This is a genomic window from Candidatus Epulonipiscium viviparus (genome assembly GCF_030708075.1).
Classification (GTDB): domain Bacteria; phylum Bacillota; class Clostridia; order Lachnospirales; family Cellulosilyticaceae; genus Epulonipiscioides; species Epulonipiscioides viviparus.
Genome location: NZ_CP117982.1, coordinates 1,890,172 through 1,908,246, shown reverse-complemented (window position 1 = coordinate 1,908,246; position 18,075 = coordinate 1,890,172). Strand labels below are relative to the sequence as shown.

Annotated in this window: 13 protein-coding genes; 5 read left to right on the top strand and 8 right to left on the bottom strand. The window is 35.1% G+C overall.

The genetic code is table 11. The features are described 5' to 3' along the window. Window positions 1-104: 104 nt before the first annotated feature. The 8 genes from PCY70_RS07975 to PCY70_RS07945 form a co-directional block, all read right to left on the bottom strand. Entirely contained in the window at window positions 105-2,819 is a 2,715-nt protein-coding gene (locus PCY70_RS07975) for an Ig-like domain-containing protein (protein ID WP_305766936.1), read from the bottom strand. Window positions 2,820-3,093: 274 nt separating this feature from the next. Next, complete coding sequence (locus PCY70_RS13850; protein ID WP_416387531.1) at window positions 3,094-3,216, bottom strand: winged helix-turn-helix transcriptional regulator; 123 nt, start codon at window positions 3,214-3,216, stop codon at window positions 3,094-3,096. Between the two features lie 35 nt (window positions 3,217-3,251). Next, on the bottom strand, window positions 3,252-4,487 hold the full coding sequence (locus PCY70_RS07970; protein WP_305766935.1) for a peptidase U32 family protein: 1,236 nt from the start codon (window positions 4,485-4,487) through the stop codon (window positions 3,252-3,254). A gap of 9 nt (window positions 4,488-4,496) precedes the next feature. Then, complete coding sequence (locus PCY70_RS07965; protein WP_305766934.1) at window positions 4,497-5,150, bottom strand: O-methyltransferase; 654 nt, start codon at window positions 5,148-5,150, stop codon at window positions 4,497-4,499. Beyond that, on the bottom strand, window positions 5,143-6,324 hold the full coding sequence (gene thiI, locus PCY70_RS07960) for a tRNA uracil 4-sulfurtransferase ThiI (RefSeq protein ID WP_010168310.1): 1,182 nt from the start codon (window positions 6,322-6,324) through the stop codon (window positions 5,143-5,145). Before thiI ends, PCY70_RS07965 begins: the two co-directional genes overlap by 8 nt. Window positions 6,325-6,372: 48 nt before the next feature. Continuing rightward, a complete protein-coding gene (locus PCY70_RS07955) occupies window positions 6,373-7,539 on the bottom strand; it encodes a cysteine desulfurase family protein (RefSeq protein ID WP_305766933.1) in 1,167 nt (388 codons plus the stop codon). 33 nt (window positions 7,540-7,572) lie between these two features. After that, complete coding sequence (locus PCY70_RS07950; RefSeq protein ID WP_305766932.1) at window positions 7,573-10,521, bottom strand: VPS10 domain-containing protein; 2,949 nt, start codon at window positions 10,519-10,521, stop codon at window positions 7,573-7,575. Between the two features lie 188 nt (window positions 10,522-10,709). After that, window positions 10,710-12,104, bottom strand: a complete 1,395-nt coding sequence (locus tag PCY70_RS07945) for a Na+/H+ antiporter NhaC family protein (RefSeq protein WP_305766931.1) — start codon at window positions 12,102-12,104, stop codon at window positions 10,710-10,712. Window positions 12,105-12,761: 657 nt separating this feature from the next. Here PCY70_RS07945 and rpsL point away from each other — a divergent pair. The 5 genes from rpsL (at window position 12,762) to PCY70_RS07920 (ending at window position 17,888) form a co-directional block, all read left to right on the top strand. Then, entirely contained in the window at window positions 12,762-13,178 is a 417-nt protein-coding gene (gene rpsL / locus PCY70_RS07940) for a 30S ribosomal protein S12 (RefSeq protein ID WP_305766930.1), read from the top strand. A 146-nt stretch (window positions 13,179-13,324) separates the two neighbouring features. Continuing rightward, the gene (gene rpsG, locus PCY70_RS07935; RefSeq protein WP_010166221.1) at window positions 13,325-13,795 is read left to right on the top strand and encodes a 30S ribosomal protein S7; all 471 of its coding nucleotides are present in this window, start codon (window positions 13,325-13,327) and stop codon (window positions 13,793-13,795) included. 31 nt (window positions 13,796-13,826) lie between these two features. Beyond that, entirely contained in the window at window positions 13,827-15,908 is a 2,082-nt protein-coding gene (fusA, locus tag PCY70_RS07930; protein WP_010166219.1) for an elongation factor G, read from the top strand. Window positions 15,909-16,022: 114 nt separating this feature from the next. Next, on the top strand, window positions 16,023-17,216 hold the full coding sequence (gene tuf / locus PCY70_RS07925; protein ID WP_010166217.1) for an elongation factor Tu: 1,194 nt from the start codon (window positions 16,023-16,025) through the stop codon (window positions 17,214-17,216). An 87-nt stretch (window positions 17,217-17,303) separates the two neighbouring features. Then, window positions 17,304-17,888 (top strand): TerD family protein, encoded by a 585-nt coding sequence (locus tag PCY70_RS07920; RefSeq protein ID WP_305766929.1) that lies wholly within the window; start codon window positions 17,304-17,306, stop codon window positions 17,886-17,888. The last annotated feature ends 187 nt before the right edge of the window (window positions 17,889-18,075 follow it).

Below are 18,075 nucleotides of genomic sequence, written 5' to 3'. Positions count from 1 at the left end.
TATTAGTATAATTTACCAAAGTATATTCTGCAAGGCTTTTTAAAAATAAATTTCACTAAAAAAGTTTCTGAGCAGTTAATCCACCCAGAAACTTTAAAATTGACCTATTTTACTACTAAATTAATAGAATCCGTTGCATATCCATTCTTATCTTTTATTACAATATTAACTCTGCCAGGTTGATGCGCAGTGACCACACCATTACTCGAAACCGTTGCTATAGCTTTTTTCGAAGATTTCCATTCAACTTCCCCTGCTGTAACATTTGTAAATTCTGCATACTCCGCAAGATTTATTGTATTTCCAACAGCAACAGTACTTTCTTTTGCAACATCAGCAAACTCTATATTGCGTTGATTTCGATCATCTCCCACTGTAATGTTAGCCGAAGTAATCACAAATAAATCACTGGCACTTCTAGCGGTAATAGTTGCCTCTCCCTCTGTAACTGCAGTTACAACGCCATTGTCATCAACCTTTGCAACATAAGCATTAGACGTATAATAATTTATATCATCTTGCAAATTTGCAGGGCTCGTTTTTACATCAAGCTGTGCTGTTGTTCCCACGCTCATATTAATTTTATCGTTCAAAATATCAATCGTCGTCATTGGCACGTGATTAAACATTGTTTCATACATTGTATCATACAAATACCTTGATGCTTCTACTAATTTTTCATATGGTTGGTCCGTACCATTTACAAATCCAGTGCTAGTGTTTTCACCATCCCAAGAACGTCCCAAAATTGGCTTATCATAATATTGGAACCAATGCACACCTACAAAATCGCCACTTGTTAATGCAGATTCTACATACTTAATATACGACTTTGCTCTTTCTTCCTGAGTTTGAACTGTAGTTCCATTCATTCCAAAAACTCCAGCATCTTGAGACGAAAAATTAAACTCTCCAATCATCATTGGCATATCATATTCTTCCGTTTTAAAATTTTCACGAATAACATCTGGATTATAATTATTGAAACTCAATATATCAACGTACTTTGTGGCCGCTTTAACTACCTCAATCGGCGTTCCAAATTCTGTATTTCTAGATCCCAAATACATAGTTCCTGGCAATAATTCATTGAGGATTTCATCTATAACCGAATAATATTTATCAGCAAGCAATCCTACTATCATTCCCGCATCTTCTGCCGCAATCTTTCCTTTATAAGGCTTTCCTAACTCTTCAAATGAAGCTAATTTACTACCCCATGCTACATTAAGTGCAGAAATTGTACCATATTTTTCCTCTAGCACCTCTACAAAATGACGCTTCGCATAACTTTTTGCATTTGCAACATCATCATCAAATATCGCATTTACCAGAGGATTATTTGACATATTATTTCCCCACTTATACTCATTATCTACATACAACCCAAAGCAATATGGATCCTCATCAATTCCATATTTAACTGCTTGATCTATAATCGATTTTCTAGCAGACTTAGCAAATTCAGGGTCAAACGCATCCGGAACGGTATCGTACAATCTTACGTGTGTACCGTTTGCACTATTTGTAGTCCAGGTAAATGCCGTATATGGAGTTTTGTGTTCTGAACCTTTGCCAAAAAATAAACTCGGCTCTGCCCATGCCCCAATCGAAGTGATTCCCCACGCTTCGAATCTACGAACTGCATCATTGGCCCATTCTTTTAGCCAATCATCACCAAATTTACGCTCAAGGTTTGCTCCATAATGATTATATCCTTCGCCAGATTTAAACCCAGCTGGTGGCTGAATTGTATTATTGAGTCTTGAATAATGATCTCCAAGTTTACTCGTTTTTTCTGGCAAATCATACATATATTCTCTTCCCGAAACCCAAGTATCCATTCCATTTTTACGAACAATTCCGAATCCTGTTGAGAAGAAAGGGTATCCATCTGGATCGATCAATGTCCATTTGTCATCAATTTTGGTAGTATAAAAATGTCCCGTTGCTTCTTGTCTCAAATCCTCATTTTTGTATCCACCATATTGGGAGCGATCCGTACGTGCAAGACTTTCTGCTATCCAGATATCATTTTGAATCCTTTCCGCTTCTGCTGCAGCAAGCAATTCTTCCTCAGAATGTATTTTATTGTCCCACTCTGCCCTTGTATATTGCCCAAATTCATCAACGATGTTTGCATAAGTTATAGATGGATTTAGTAATGGATTTTTCACAACTCTAAAATTGTCAAATATGTAATACCCCACATCGTCCAAAGAATATCTAAGCGAAATTGATGAAATTGACGAAGGATCAAAATTACTTCCACCCCATCCTTTTGCTATAACAATTCCATCGTCTCCCACAGGTGATGGCAACGTATCGGCACCTATATTATATTGATCTTCATTTAATACACAATATACTGTTCTCGTTGCATTGGCCGGCACATAATTTTGGTACGATATGCTTCCTCCATTATATTTAAAAGTTGTTACCAGTCTTCCAGATACATCACTTGGGTTTGTAACATCATATGCCAAAATCATTCTGTCATCACTAAAATCCCAAGTCGTACCATCTGCTCTTGCTATAGCCACATTTGCAGAAGAACCTTCTTCATATCGTACTTTTAACGATACATCTCCTTCTGTTACATACTCATCTGAAAATTCATATGATACATTGCCAGCTGCCCCCTTACTCGTTGTAATCTTAAGTTCTGGTTCACCAGCTTCAAATGAGATTAATTTAAACGAGTGAGCTGCAACCTCTGCGTCTGTTGCTTCTGGTTTCAGTTCTATTGCATTCGTCGATGCAGTCATAACTGTCATTGCCATTACTCCAAACACCTTAAAATATTTTTTAAAATTCATTATAAAAGCCTCCCTTTTACATTAAATATATCCAATATTTTACTTTATTTTTAAGTATTTTGCAATGTCTTTGTTATAATTTTATTTATACTCAATCGTATCTAATTTTTTAAAAATTGTTGGTAAATGAAAAGAGGCAAGACACTCTCCATACTTAAAAATGGGATAAGTGCCAATGGCTCATTTATTTGTTTTCTATTTTTAATCTCTAAATTCATCTCTTACTATAATTCCTTTGCTTTCAAGCTCACGAAGTTCTCTTGACAAAACTCTTTCACTTACTTATATCTAGGACAAGGCGCTTTAATTCTCCATATCGTAGTTTTTGGTTATTACCAATATGAAAAATTATTAGTGGTTTCCATTTTCCTCCGATAATATCAAGTGTTAATTCCATAATTCCAAGTTTTACCACATATTCTTGTTATAGTTTTATTTATACTCAATCGTATCTAATTTTCTAAAAATCGCTGGTGCAGTTATATCAAAATCCAACTTTACTTTTATATGTTGCTGTGGATGCGGTGCTGATTCTACTACTACACCGTCTTCATCCGTCATTGTATCAATCGTAAATGTACGAAACGGTTCGTTTGGCAAGAGAATTTCTAATGTATCTCCTATTGAAAATTTTCGTCGCTGTTCAATCGTCGCAATCTTGTTTTCCTTATCAAAATCAACTAAAATACCACTAAACTCATAATTTCTAACATACGAATTATGTGTATACGTTTGATCATTTTCTGTGGTCTTATGATGATAAAAACCTGTTGTAAATTCACGATGACTAGCTTTTCCCACTTCCTCTAAAAAATATGCCTTTTTCTTTTCATATTCTTCTGGTGATTTTAAATACGTATCAATTGCTTCTCTATAAGCCTTTGTAACCGTTGCAACATACAATGGGGTTTTCATTCTGCCTTCTATTTTAAAACTCTGTATTCCTGCTGCTACAAGCTCTGGCAAATATTCAATCATACACAAATCTCGTGAGTTATATATATAAGTTCCACGCTCATCTTCTTCCACCGGCATATATTCATTCGGTCGTTTTTCTTCTACTACATTATAATTCCAACGACATGGCTGCGCACACTCTCCATGGTTTGCATCTCGTTTTGCTAAATAGTTACTCAGCAAACATCTTCCAGAATAAGCCATACACATAGCTCCGTGTACAAATGCTTCTATCGGTATATCTTTTGGAATGTATTCATAAATTTCTCGTATCTCTGTAAACGAGAGCTCTCTGGCAACAACAATTCTGCTTGCACCCTGCTCAATCCAAAAATTTGCACTATGATAATTCGTATTATTTGCCTGAGTTGATATATGAATTTCAAGATTTGGCACAGTTTTTTTAGCCACACTAAACACTCCAGGATCTGCTACAATTATGGCATCCGCACCTGCTCGTTCTATAAATTTAAAAAAGTCTTCCAGATGTGCAAAATCACTGTTATGCGCAAAAATGTTAGCAGTGATATACACTTTTACACCTCTTGCATGTGCATATTCTATTGCTGTAACCATTTCTTCACTAGTAAAATTCTTTGCCTTTGCACGCAGTCCATAAGATCCTCCACCCATATAAATGGCATCTGCACCATATTCTACTGCAGCTATTAGTGTTTCCATCGACCCTGCAGGGGCCAGTAATTCAATCATGTTACCTCCCTATTTTTTATAGCTTATCGAAACTCCATCACCTATTGGAATAACTGATGAAATTAAGTTTTCGTTATGCGTTATTGCCCATAAAAATTCCTTCAATCGTCTCTGAATTGTTCGATTTTTTTTATCTATATTGTAGCGTGACTTTGCAACAACTCCGTCATGTAATACATTGTCTGCAATTAAAATTCCTCCAGTTTTTAATATTCGTATGGAATTTTCTAATAAATTAATATATTGCCCTTTGGCACAATCCATAAATACTACATCATACTTTGCTGTTTGTACAGTTTGCAAAATATCTAATGCATCTCCTTCAATCACAAAAATCCTATCTTGTAGTCCTTCTTTTTTGATATTATTTATTGCAATGGCGGCCACTTTCTCATTTCTCTCTATAGTTTTTATCTTCGCAGCACAAGATTTTGCCATATGAATTGCAGAATAACCTACATTGGTCCCAATTTCCAGAACATTTTCCGGTTTTTGCATTGCCAACAATACAGTAATCAAACTAGCAACTTCAGGCTTAATAATTGGATACCCCGCATTCTCCATTGCAATTTCTTGTTCAATTTCCAACATCACTCCGGTTCTTACACTTCCCAATGCTCTAATATATTGCGTTATATAATCGTGTGCAATCTCGTTAAACATCTATAATTTCTACGCTTTCTACACTCTGAGTAATCATTTCTTCTATATTTATCAATTTAGTTTCAGATTTCATAATATATTCAAGTTTAGGCTTAGTCTCTGGATGCTCAGGAACAAATATTGTGCAACAATCTTCATATGGTAAAATCGATGTGTTAAATGTGTCAATTCTTTCTGCTATCTTAATTATTTCTTGTTTATCAAATCCTATCAAAGGTCTAAACACAGGGCGATCTGCAGCAGCATTAGTTACAACCAAACTATGCAACGTCTGGCTTGCTACCTGACCAATACTTTCTCCTGTAATCAACGCCTGAGAACCCGTTTTATCTGCTATGCGCTGTGCCACTTCCATCATAATTCGTCTCATTATAATCGTCAACTGATTTATAGGGCATTGCTCTTGTATTGCCAGCTGAATTTGAGTAAAATTTATAACATGAACTCGAATTCCTCCAGTATATATTGCCAACTTCTTTGCAAGTTCTATCACTTTGTCTTTAGCTCGTTCTGACGTATAAGGTGGGCTATGAAAATATACCGCATTAATTTCTACACCTCGTTTTGCAATCATCCATCCAGCAACCGGACTATCAATACCTCCAGACAATAGCAACGTTGCTTTTCCGTTGGTTCCATAAGGCATTCCGCCAACTCCAGGACTAGTTGCCGAATACACATAAACACCGTTGCGAATTTCAACCATCAACAATATTTGAGGATTTCTCACATTTACTTTTACTCTATCACCTAATTCATTTAGCAAAAATTCTCCAATTGCTGCGCTAACTTCCATAGATTTAAGTTGAAATCTCTTATCTGCACGTTTTGTTTCTACTTTAAAAGTCACGAATCCTTGTTCATCGCATATCTTTTTCATATGAGACAATGCCAATTCTTTTATCGCTTCCATTGTTAATTCATCTTTTCGTATTCCATAGCATATACCAATAATACCAAAAATTCGTTGTAATTTCTCGATCACCATTGCTACATCAACTGTGTCATCATCATTAGGTATAGCAACAAGTCTACCTTGCTCTTTCTTTACACTAAATTCTCCCAAAACTTTTAAATTTTTACGCACTGTTTCTAAAAGTCTATTCTCAAACATATACCTATTTTTACCTTTTATGGCAAGTTCACCATACTTTATTAAAAAAACATTTTTCATGAGTTATTCATCCTATTCCTAAGCAACTGCAGCAACAAAAATTACTTTTTAATTTCTTTTTAATATTTTTACTTGTTTTTGTAAAACTTTTAATACATATTCTAAATCTTCTCTTAAAGTATCAACTCCAAATGAAAATCTAATTGCACCTTCTTTTTCACCTATAGCAGTCAATGTGGTTTCTTTTTTTACTGAATTTGATGAGCAGGCAGATCCAGAAGACACAAATATTCCCTCTGCTTCTAACGCATGTAATAGCACTTCTGCCTTAACACCTCCAAAAGTTACGTTCAAAATATGGAATGCACCATTTTCTAAATCACCATTCACCTTAGTATTTTCAATCGTTTCTAATATTTTAGTTGCAAAATATTTTTTGTTTTCTGACATAGAGTCTTGACAATCTTTATACTTTTTAAACATGATTTCTGCAGAAATTTGCATAGCTGCAATTCCAGCCACATTTTCAGTTCCAGATCGCAAATTATTCTGTTGTCCTCCACCAAATATTATATTTTTTACTCTAACATTTGCACCTTTATAGAGGAATCCAACTCCTTTTGGTGCATAAAATTTATGTGCAGATACACTTAGCAAGTCAATCTTTGCTTGTTTTACAGAGATAGGATATTTGGCAAATCCCTGAACTGCATCCACATGAAAAAATGTATTCTTATTCAATCGTTTAATTAAACTTCCAATTGCCGCAATATCTTGAACCGTGCCTATTTCATTATTTACATGCATTATACTAACCAAAATTGTATTTTCATCAATCGCTGCAGTAAGTTCATCCAAATCCACATATCCTCTGTTATCAACCTTTAGAGTATATATTTCAAATCCATTTTTTGACAAAAATTTCATTGTTTCCTTAACAGAACTATGTTCAATATTTGTTGTAATAATTTTGTTCCCATATCGCTTATAAGCATTTGCAACTCCCAATATTGCTAAGTTATTGCTTTCTGTCCCTCCAGATGTAAAAATAATCTCTTCTTTATTACATGCAAGCTTTCCGGCAAAAAACTCTGCGGCAGCCTTAATGATTTTTTCAGCATCTATCCCTTTTTGATGCAATGAAGATGGATTTCCAAAAACCTTTTCTAATACATAAACCATTCTATCAATCGATTCTTGTATAGGCTTTGTTGTTGCTGCGTTATCTAAATATATTTCCATAGTCTCGTTCCTTTTTATATTATAAGTAGTCAAATGTATTGTTACAACAGCTACATTTTATTTTAGTTATCTGTTAATAACGCCTTTATAAAAACCACCTCCACTACTCGTAGCCCATAATATATCGACTTTATCGGGATGTGGGTCAAATGACACATCAAACACTTGCGCTGCATTTCCAATATTTTTATTAATTTTAATCCAAGTTTTGCAATCATCTTCGGTTAAATAAATTCCACAATTATAGCAATCATATTTCGAAAAATTATCACGTACAATTACCATCATTCGCTTATCATTATGAGGGTCTATTGCAACAGAAATCACTATCGGCATTTCAAAAATTTTATTCCACGTTTCGCCTTCATCATCTGTTACCCAAACTCCTCCGAGCTTTGCTTCAGATGCTGAATCTCCTGTGGTAACATACATTTTACCCGTCTTTTCCACACTGACAATTCTAAGTGCCTGTGCAACTTCAGGAAATGACTCTACAGCAGTCCAAGTTTTTGCTTTATTAGTAGATTTAAACAATCCTCCCGCTGGTCGTAAAGTAAAATTATCCACAAGAACAACGCCGTCTTTTGCAGCAGCTCCTATTATAACAGATGTTTGATTTGCGGCAGTAGTAAAAAATATACTCATTGTATCGAGTCTTTCATTTACAAACTCAGCCCTTGCCATAGCAATTCCATCTTCATTAACCATTTCCGCATCTGTTACTGCAAGAATTCCTATACTATTGGCACACACTCGTGTAATTGCCGACAAGCAATATTTTGTATTAGGAAGAAGTCCTGTAATTTTTTGCGAAATGCTTGCTCCATTTGCCAACCTTGCTGCATTCTTCGAAATATTCGTTACTATGGAAACATCCGAAATATTACTTATTGTCCATCCATCTAGAGTATTTAAATTTGGTGATTTTAATTTAACTTTTCTTCCAGCCGTTGACGTTGCAAATAATATTTCACTGTTTCCTGGTGCAAATGCAACATTAAATACACTTGGCATATGCGGAAGCCCCTCATTAGCTCGCGACCAATTAAATCCTCCATCAATAGATTTCCATATTCCATATAAGTCTCCTAATAACTGAGGTCCTCCAGGTTCGGCTATAGGTACACCAGACATTGCAAAATATATTATATTAGGATCTTTAGGATCAACTATTATAGTCTTAATAAATGCCCTCCAAAAAATTCTGTTATCTGCTGGTATTTCAAAGATTCTAGAAATGACACTCCAGTTTTCGCCACCATCTGTTGAACGTAAAAATTCTCCATTATGATCTTGTCTAAAAATACACATATACATAATATTAATATCATGAGGAGATATAGAAATCCATGCTGCACTTTCCGGTGAGTTCACTATATTTCTGACTGCAACACCATTTTCAAGATAATTTTCTCCGCCTTCTTCTCGTACAAAAAGTCTATTTTCTCCGGAAATAAAATACATCTTATTTTGTATTCTTTGATCAGTCACAATATATCTTCCTGGTAAATTACTATTTCCAAGACCCACAAAATGACCTTCAGGAGTTCTAATAGAATCAATATTTTTCCAAGTTTTGCCATGGTCAGTTGATTTAATAAATGTTCGATACATCACATACACATTACCATTTTTATCTATATCCAAATCTCTTGCACCTTGTCTAGTATACAATTGAGCATGATAGATGTCTCCATAATGTTGCGATTCTACATTCACATCAATTGGCTGATTACGTTTATCCCAATACTTCTTATTAGCCTTCCATCCAGTTCCTGTTCTTGTCGCAGCAATCCAATTTTGCCCATCATTCTCTGTCATCCATACATCACCAATAAACATCGAAATTTCATGTTCTGCATTATGCATAATATATATTCGTTCTGGATTTGTAGGATCAATAGCAATTTTACTAAAGTTGTGTACATAAAATTGAGGCAAATTAAAATATCGTTTTTCAAATTTTTCTACACCTGCAAAGTATTTGCCCATTGCACGTCCTGGACTAAAATACCAAATGGAAACAAAATCTCGGTTAACACGGGTCTCTTCTGCAGCAAAAATTTCCTTATTGATGCGATCAATTTCTTCTAAATTTATTCCAAGGTCTCCTGTTGCATCTTCCCACGATTCTCCCAGATTTATACTCTTTAATATAGCAGCATCAGATATTACGGTCTTATTTTCATCATCCAAAATATAACGTATTTGGCGAATTGCGTATATAACACTTTCACCTGTTGCTTTATTATAATATACATCAAAGTCACGCACTAAATTTGCATCTTCACCGGTTTTATCCTCAAGATTTTCAAGTTTTACAAAACTTTTAGCAGCATTGACGCTTTTATATAATCCATATGTTGTATTGATTAATATTATATTACTATTTGCAGGATATACATATATTTTTCCAAACTCTGCTTTAGTATCAATTCCTATATTTTCAAGCAACGTAAATGTTTCACCCTTATCGATTGATTTCCAAAGTTTTCCGGGATTTTTAGGACTAATTCCGTGAGGATGTAAATATGTTCTTGGATTTTTCTTACTTCCCCAGAAGTTTCCCGATCCAACATACCAAATATTATCATCGTTAGGATCCACTGCAATAGCACTAATAGGCATTTCTACTCCGCCATCTAGTTTTTCAAAACTTTTTCCTTTAGTAGTAGTCTTCCAAAAATTTATTCCACCACCTATTCCAAAATTTTCATCTTGCTTAGAAAAATCTAACGCATACAATCTAACTGGTTGACCAAATCGTTCAGATTCATCATAGTCTATCACACTCTGATACGTTTTTCCTCCATTTACAGAAATATACGAGTTTTGCATATCAGGAAAATTATACACATAATTAGCATCAGTAGGATGAATGAATACATTTTCAGTATCACCAGCAGTTCCTGGTCCAAATTGATACCAAGTCACGCACTCTTCTGATTTTACTTTTTTTTCATTCATAATCTTAAAATATTCATTTAATGGTTTATAATTATATTCTGTTGCCACTTAATACCTCCTATACCGAATTTTTAATTGCTCATTTAATTAGTATTCTTATATCTGATTAAGTTATACCCAAATTTTGGTTACTTTATACAACTGTGCAAAAAAAATTTCAATAACATATGTCACTTACGCAACAAAAAAGCGCCTCCATATATTGAAGGCGCCTTATACAAAACTTTTCTATTTTTCTATGCTGCTACTTTTTCTTCATTTGCAGATTTGTTTTTAAATTTTGGAAACCCTAACAAAATAAATATGATTCCAAATACTAACATTAACAAGGCATACCAATTATAAAACATTACTGATGCTGCCCCGATATCATTCAAACCTGCCACTATCAATAGTCCTTGTACTGCCAGCAACTGACTTGCATAAGGTACCAAACCACTAAATGCTGCCGCAAAAATATCTAGAATACTCGCAACTCTCTGAGGCGCAATTCCATACTCTTGAGAAATATCTTTAGCAATAGGACCTGCAGCAATGATTGCCACAGTATTATTTGTTGTTGCCATATCTAGCAAGCTTACAAGTGCGGCAATGCTAAGTTCTCCACCTTTAGCAGTCTTGGTCTTTGCAGTAAGCTTATGCAACAACCACTCGATACCACCCAAATCTTGCATCAATTTTACTAATCCACCAACCACAATCGCTATCATTGCAGTATCCGTCATACTTGTGATACCCATGTGAACCAAACCAAATGACTCCACCAATGTAAAGCTTCCTTGAATCCACCCAACTACTAATCCCACCGCAATACTAGCTGATAATGAAATAGCAACATGAACACCTATTAAAGAAAGTGTAATCACCACTATATAAGGAAGCAATTTAATTAAATTATCTATTGCAAAAACAGAATCACCCGCTGTAGCTGCCAGAACTTCAGTGATTTTTGCAGGGTCAACAGGAACTAATGCTAACAAAATTAAATTTACGATTACTGCAGGCAATACCATCAAAATATTTGCTTTAAATTTATCCTTCATAGCAACACCTTGTGTTCTTGTTGCCGCAATGGTGGTATCAGAAATAAACGAAAGGTTATCACCAAACATTGCTCCTCCAACAGCAGCCCCACAAGTTAACGCTACATTAATATCCGCTGCTTGTGCAATTCCGATAGCAATAGGAATTACTGCTCCTATTGTCCCCATTGATGTTCCCATCGAAAAACTGAGAATACAAGCAACCATAAAAATTCCAGGCAAAATCATGTTTGCAGGCAAAATTGTTAAACCTATATTTTTGACACTATCCACCGCACCCATTGAGCCTGCAACACCATAAAACGCTCCTGCTAAAATAAATATAACGATCATAAGGACTAGCGTATGTTCTCCAGCACCTTTACAAAAGATTGTCATTTTTTCTTCAAATGTTCTGCGTTTTTCTTTATCTTCTGCTTTAATACAAAACGCCACTGCTGTTGCAATCAACACACCTACTAAAATTGGCAGTTTGCTAAAATCACCAGTAATGATTCCTACACTAAAAAACAATACTAAAAAGACAACTAAAGGAATCAACCCTCTAAAGCTTCCTTTACTTTTTTTAATCTGTTTATTATCATCCATAATAATCCCCCATTACTTTTTTATATTATAATTTCGTTTTTTATTTTAATATATAATTCAAAAAAATGCAACAAATACTAACATGTAATTTTAGGTAATAATACCAAAATCACCGTAGCAACCAGTTTCGACACCAAATAAATCATTAATATTTGTTTCTATACTCCTTGTTCACCACTAATATCCCCTGTTAATATTCTCTAATAGCATGTTTTTCTTAATTTTTCACATATTTATTTTAGTTTTATATCTTCTTACTCCAAAATAGTTCATCAAGTATCATTTTATCTATTCCATATTTAAATATTTTTAATGTTATTTTTCACAATTTATTATTTATGTGTTGATATAATATATAAAAAGTAGTATATCAAACTTTGCTATTTTATAGCTTATACCTATTTTTTCATAAAATTTTTATTTCTAATTAGAATAATCACAAACAATATAAAAAACAAATTTAATCAATAAAAGCTTCTTTAATAACTTGTCTGTTATTAAAATGTATAATTTTTCAAAAATCCCTAAAATTACCTTGACATTTGCAAAACTCGGTGATAGAATCGGCTAGTATGTATCATTTTGGTGCGAAATGTATCATAATATACAGATTTTTGTAAACTAAATTTAACTCATATTAAGCAAGGAGGTGCCGGAATGCCTACATTTAACCAATTAGTGCGTAAAGGTAGAAAAACAATTGAAAAAAAATCTACTGCTCCAGCTTTACAAAAAGGCTACAACTCTCTCAAGAAGAAGTCAACTGATATTTCTTCCCCACAAAAAAGAGGAGTTTGTACAGCAGTAAAAACAGCTACTCCAAAAAAGCCCAACTCAGCTCTTCGTAAAATTGCCAGAGTTCGTCTTACAAATGGAATAGAAGTTACAGCTTATATCCCTGGAGAAGGTCACAATCTACAAGAACACAGTGTTGTTTTGATTCGTGGCGGAAGGGTAAAAGACTTACCAGGTACACGTTATCACATCATACGTGGTACTTTAGATACAGCAGGTGTTGCAAAAAGAGAGCAATCTCGTTCTAAATATGGAGCGAAGAGACCTAAGAAAAAATAATATAATAATCGCCCGGCACCAACTATCGCTTAGTTTATAATATATAATAATATGAAATAGATTAGTAATGGGCGCGCACGACCCCATCAGTAATTGTTGGGGCGAGTACCGATGATTTATCAAAATTTCGTTAAGGAGGGAAGACCGTGCCACGTAAAGGACATATCGCAAAAAGAGACGTTTTAGCAGATCCAGTATACAACTCAAAATTAGTTACTAAGTTGATCAATACGCTTATGCTAGACGGAAAAAGAGGAACGGCGCAAAAAATTGTTTATGGTGCATTTGACATCGTAAAAGATAAGACAGGCAGAGATTCTATAGAAGTATTTGAGGAAGCTCTTGAAAATATTATGCCTGTATTAGAAGTAAAAGCAAGACGTGTGGGTGGAGCCACTTATCAAGTACCTATGGAGGTTCGTCCAGAAAGAAGACAAACTCTAGGACTTCGTTGGTTAATCACTTATATGCGTAAACGTGGAGAAAGAACCAGCACACAAGCCTTGGCAGCAGAGCTATTAGATGCTCTTAACAATGGTGGTGGAGCCGTTAAGAAAAAAGAAGACACACATAAGATGGCGGAAGCAAACAAAGCATTTGCACATTACAGGTGGTAATAAAGGCACAAAAGCCTAGAGGAGGAATAACATGGCAGGAAGAGAATATCCGCTCGAAAGGACTAGAAATATTGGTATCATGGCTCACATCGATGCCGGAAAGACAACATTGACAGAGCGAATTTTATTCTACACTGGAAGAAACCATAAGATTGGTGAAACTCATGAGGGTGGCGCTACTATGGACTGGATGGAGCAAGAAAAGGAGCGTGGTATTACAATAACCTCAGCGGCAACTACTTGCTTTTGGAATAACAATCGTGTAAACATTATTGATACTCCAGGACACGTAGATTTTACCGTTGAAGTTGAACGTTCGCTTAGGGTTCTAGACAGTGCTGTTGGTGTCTTTTGTGCAAAAGGTGGCGTTGAGCCGCAATCTGAAACAGTGTGGAGACAAGCAGACAAGTATAATGTACCTAGAATGGCATTTGTAAATAAAATGGACATTATGGGTGCAGATTTTTATAACGCAGTAGACATGATGCGTGATAGACTAGGAACTAACGCAGTTCCTATGCAGCTTCCAATCGGAGCTGAAGATGAATTTATTGGTATTATTGATCTTCTTGAAAACAAAGCTTATATCTATAAAGACGATCTTGGAAAAGAAATCGATGAAATTGAGATTCCAGATGATATGAAAGAAAAAGCTGAAAAATTTAGAGAAGAAGCAATTGATGCCATTGCAAGTATTGATGATGATTTGGCAGAAAAATATTTAGAAGGTGAAGAGCTTACTTTGCAAGAGCTAAAAACAGGTCTTAGAAAAGCAGTTATAGGAACTCAAATCGTCCCTGTATTCTGTGGCTCGGCCTATAAAAACAAAGGTGTTCAAAGATTACTTGATGCCATTGTTGAGTATATGCCTGCACCTACAGATATCGAAGCTATCAAAGGCATAGACCCAGATACCGATGAACCTATGGTACGTCACTCATCTGATGAAGAGCCTTTCTCAGCACTTGCATTCAAAATCATGACAGACCCATTCGTTGGAAAACTTGCCTTCTTCAGAGTTTATTCTGGTACACTTGAATCAGGATCATATGTATATAACTCTGTAAAAGGCAAAAAAGAGAGAATCGGTCGTATAGTACAAATGCACGCAAACTCAAGACAAGATATTGACAAAGTATATGCTGGCGATATTGCAGCAGCAGTTGGTTTAAAAGGAACTACTACGGGTGATACTCTTTGTACAGAAGATAATCCTGTAATCCTTGAATCGATGGTATTCCCAGAACCTGTTATCTCTGTTGCTATCGAACCAAAGACTAAAGCTGGTCAGGAAAAAATGGGTATTGCATTATCTAAACTTGCTGAAGAAGATCCAACTTTTAAAGCATATACAGACCAAGAAACTGGTCAAACAATTATAGCTGGTATGGGTGAATTACACCTTGAAATCATCGTCGATAGACTGCTTCGTGAATTTAAAGTTGAAGCTAATGTAGGCGCTCCTCAAGTTGCTTATAAAGAAACTCTCGCTAAAGATGTTGATATCGAATCCAAATTCGTTCGTCAATCTGGTGGTAGTGGTCAATATGGACACTGTAAAGTTAGATTTTCAAGACTTGATCCTAACTCTGAAAAAACTTATGAATTTAAAAGCTCAGTTGTCGGTGGTTCTATTCCAAAAGAATATATTCCAGCAGTAGACAAAGGTATTAGAGATGCTATGACAAGTGGTCCTCTAGCAGGATACGAAGTTTTAGGTATCATGGCCGACTGCTACGATGGTTCCTATCATGATGTTGACTCATCCGAGATGGCATTTAAAATAGCAGGTTCTATGGCATTCAAAGATGCTATGAAAAAAGCTGGTGGATTACTACTTGAGCCTATTATGAAAGTTGTAGTCATTGTTCCTGAAGACTACATGGGCGATGTTATTGGTAACATTAACTCTCGTCGTGGTAGAATCGAAGGAATGGAAGCTCGTAATGGTGCTCAAGAAATTAGAGCTCTGGTTCCACTAGCAGAAATGTTTGGATATGCGACAGATCTTCGTTCTAGAACTCAAGGTCGAGGCAACTATTCTATGGAATTTGATCACTATGAGCAATGTCCAAAGAGTATTCAAGATAAAGTTGTTGCTGACGGCAAATAATTTGTTTCGTATCAAAAGTAATATAAATTGGAATAATTTCAATATCAAATGGAAATAATTAATAATAAAACTAACTGAAAATATTCAGTTGCATTTCAAGGAGGATTTTTTAAAATGGCTAAAGCTAAATTTGAACGTAACAAACCACACGTAAATATTGGAACAATCGGACACGTTGACCACGGTAAGACTACTCTTACTGCTGCGATCACAAAAACTCTTCACGAAAGATATGGTACTGGTGAAGCAGTTGCTTTCGACAATATTGATAAAGCTCCAGAAGAAAGAGAGCGTGGTATTACAATTTCTACAGCTCACGTTGAATATGAGACACCAAATCGTCACTATGCACACGTTGACTGTCCAGGACATGCTGACTATGTTAAAAACATGATCACAGGAGCAGCTCAAATGGATGGAACCATCCTTGTTTGTGCAGCTACTGACGGGCCAATGGCTCAAACTCGTGAGCATATCCTACTTTCTCGACAAGTTGGTGTTCCTTATATCGTAGTATTCCTAAATAAATGCGATATGGTTGATGACGAAGAACTTATCGAATTAGTAGAAATGGAGATTCGTGAACTTTTAAATGAATATGAGTTCCCTGGAGATGATACTCCTATTATTCAAGGTTCTGCGCTTCAAGCTCTTAATGATCCAATGGGTCCTTGGGGAGATAAAATCGTTGAAATGTTCGAAATCATCGATGAATATATTCCAACTCCTAAGCGTGATACAGAAAAACCTTTCCTTATGCCAGTTGAAGACGTATTCTCTATTACTGGTCGTGGAACAGTTGCCACAGGTAAAATTGAATCTGGTATCCTAAAAGTTGGAGACGAAGTAGAAATCGTTGGTATCAAAAAAGAAACTCGTAAAGTAATTTGTACTGGAGTTGAGATGTTTAGAAAACTTCTTGATCAAGGTGAAGCTGGCGATAACATCGGTGCACTTCTTCGTGGTGTTCAAAGAAATGAAATCGAACGTGGTCAAGTTCTTTGTAAACCTGGATCAATCACTCCTCATACAAAATTTAAAGCTGAGGTTTACGTTCTTAAAAAAGAAGAGGGCGGTCGTCATACTCCATTCTTTTCAAATTATAGACCACAATTCTATTTCCGTACAACAGACGTTACTGGACTAATTAAATTACCAGAAGGCGTAGAAATGTGTATGCCTGGGGATAACATCGAAATGGAAATTGAGCTTATCCATCCAATAGCTATGCAACAAGGACTTAGATTTGCGATTCGTGAAGGCGGACGTACAGTAGGTTCTGGAGTTGTTTCTGAAATCATTGAATAATCTAAAGATAAGGGCTATATTTCCAAGTTTTAATACGGGAGGTATAGCCTTCTTTTGTATCTAAATTCTTAGAAAGGGGAATTTATAATGGCAGTTAGTTTACAAAAAGGACAAAAAATTAGTTTGACCAAAGAACGCCCTGGACTTTCCCAAGTAATAATCGGATTAGGATGGGATGCGAAAAATCAGAAAGCTAGTCTTTTTTCAAAAACTAAACCTTTTGATTGCGATGCTTCTATTCTTGCATTATCGAATAAAAAACTCACAAATAATAGTGATGTTATATATTATGGCAACCTATCACATCCAAGTGGAGCCATCACACATCTTGGTGATAATTTAACAGGTGATGGTGACGGTGATGATGAACAAATTATTGTAGATTTTTCAAAAATGCCTCCATCTCTTGATTCCTTAATAGTTGTAGTTAATATTTATCAATCCACAGAACGCAAACAACATTTTGGCAATGTAAAAAATGCTTTTATTAGAATAGTAGATCCAAAAAATAATATCGAACTTTGCAGATATAATTTAACCGATGATTATTCTAATTTAACCGCCCTCATATTTGGTGAACTTTATAAAAAAGACAGTGAATGGCGCTTCAATGCTATTGGACAGGGTACGACAGATCCTACTCTAAATTCCTTAATAAAAAAATATCATTAAAATCAAAATAGACTGCAAATTCATTTACAGTCTATTTCATATTACCCTTTTTTTATTTATCATATCTTTTATACAAATTTTACATCACTCATTATTCTTTTCATTATATGCAAACTCATTACCAAATCAAATTATTATTACTTCTTTCAAATTATAAAAATTGACGCTACAAAGTGCTCTCCTTGTA

Bases quoted from the DNA above. Each gene is read 5' to 3' on its own strand.
- PCY70_RS07975 (WP_305766936.1), bottom strand. From the start codon at position 2,819: ATGAATTTTAAAAAATATTTTAAGGTGTTTGGAGTAATGGCAATGACA.
- PCY70_RS13850 (WP_416387531.1), bottom strand. From the start codon at position 3,216: ATGGAATTAACACTTGATATTATCGGAGGAAAATGGAAACCACTAATA.
- PCY70_RS07970 (WP_305766935.1), bottom strand. From the start codon at position 4,487: ATGATTGAATTACTGGCCCCTGCAGGGTCGATGGAAACACTAATAGCT.
- PCY70_RS07965 (WP_305766934.1), bottom strand. From the start codon at position 5,150: ATGTTTAACGAGATTGCACACGATTATATAACGCAATATATTAGAGCA.
- thiI (WP_010168310.1), bottom strand. From the start codon at position 6,324: ATGAAAAATGTTTTTTTAATAAAGTATGGTGAACTTGCCATAAAAGGT.
- PCY70_RS07945 (WP_305766931.1), bottom strand. From the start codon at position 12,104: ATGGATGATAATAAACAGATTAAAAAAAGTAAAGGAAGCTTTAGAGGG.
- rpsL (WP_305766930.1), top strand. From the start codon at position 12,762: ATGCCTACATTTAACCAATTAGTGCGTAAAGGTAGAAAAACAATTGAA.
- fusA (WP_010166219.1), top strand. From the start codon at position 13,827: ATGGCAGGAAGAGAATATCCGCTCGAAAGGACTAGAAATATTGGTATC.
- tuf (WP_010166217.1), top strand. From the start codon at position 16,023: ATGGCTAAAGCTAAATTTGAACGTAACAAACCACACGTAAATATTGGA.
- PCY70_RS07920 (WP_305766929.1), top strand. From the start codon at position 17,304: ATGGCAGTTAGTTTACAAAAAGGACAAAAAATTAGTTTGACCAAAGAA.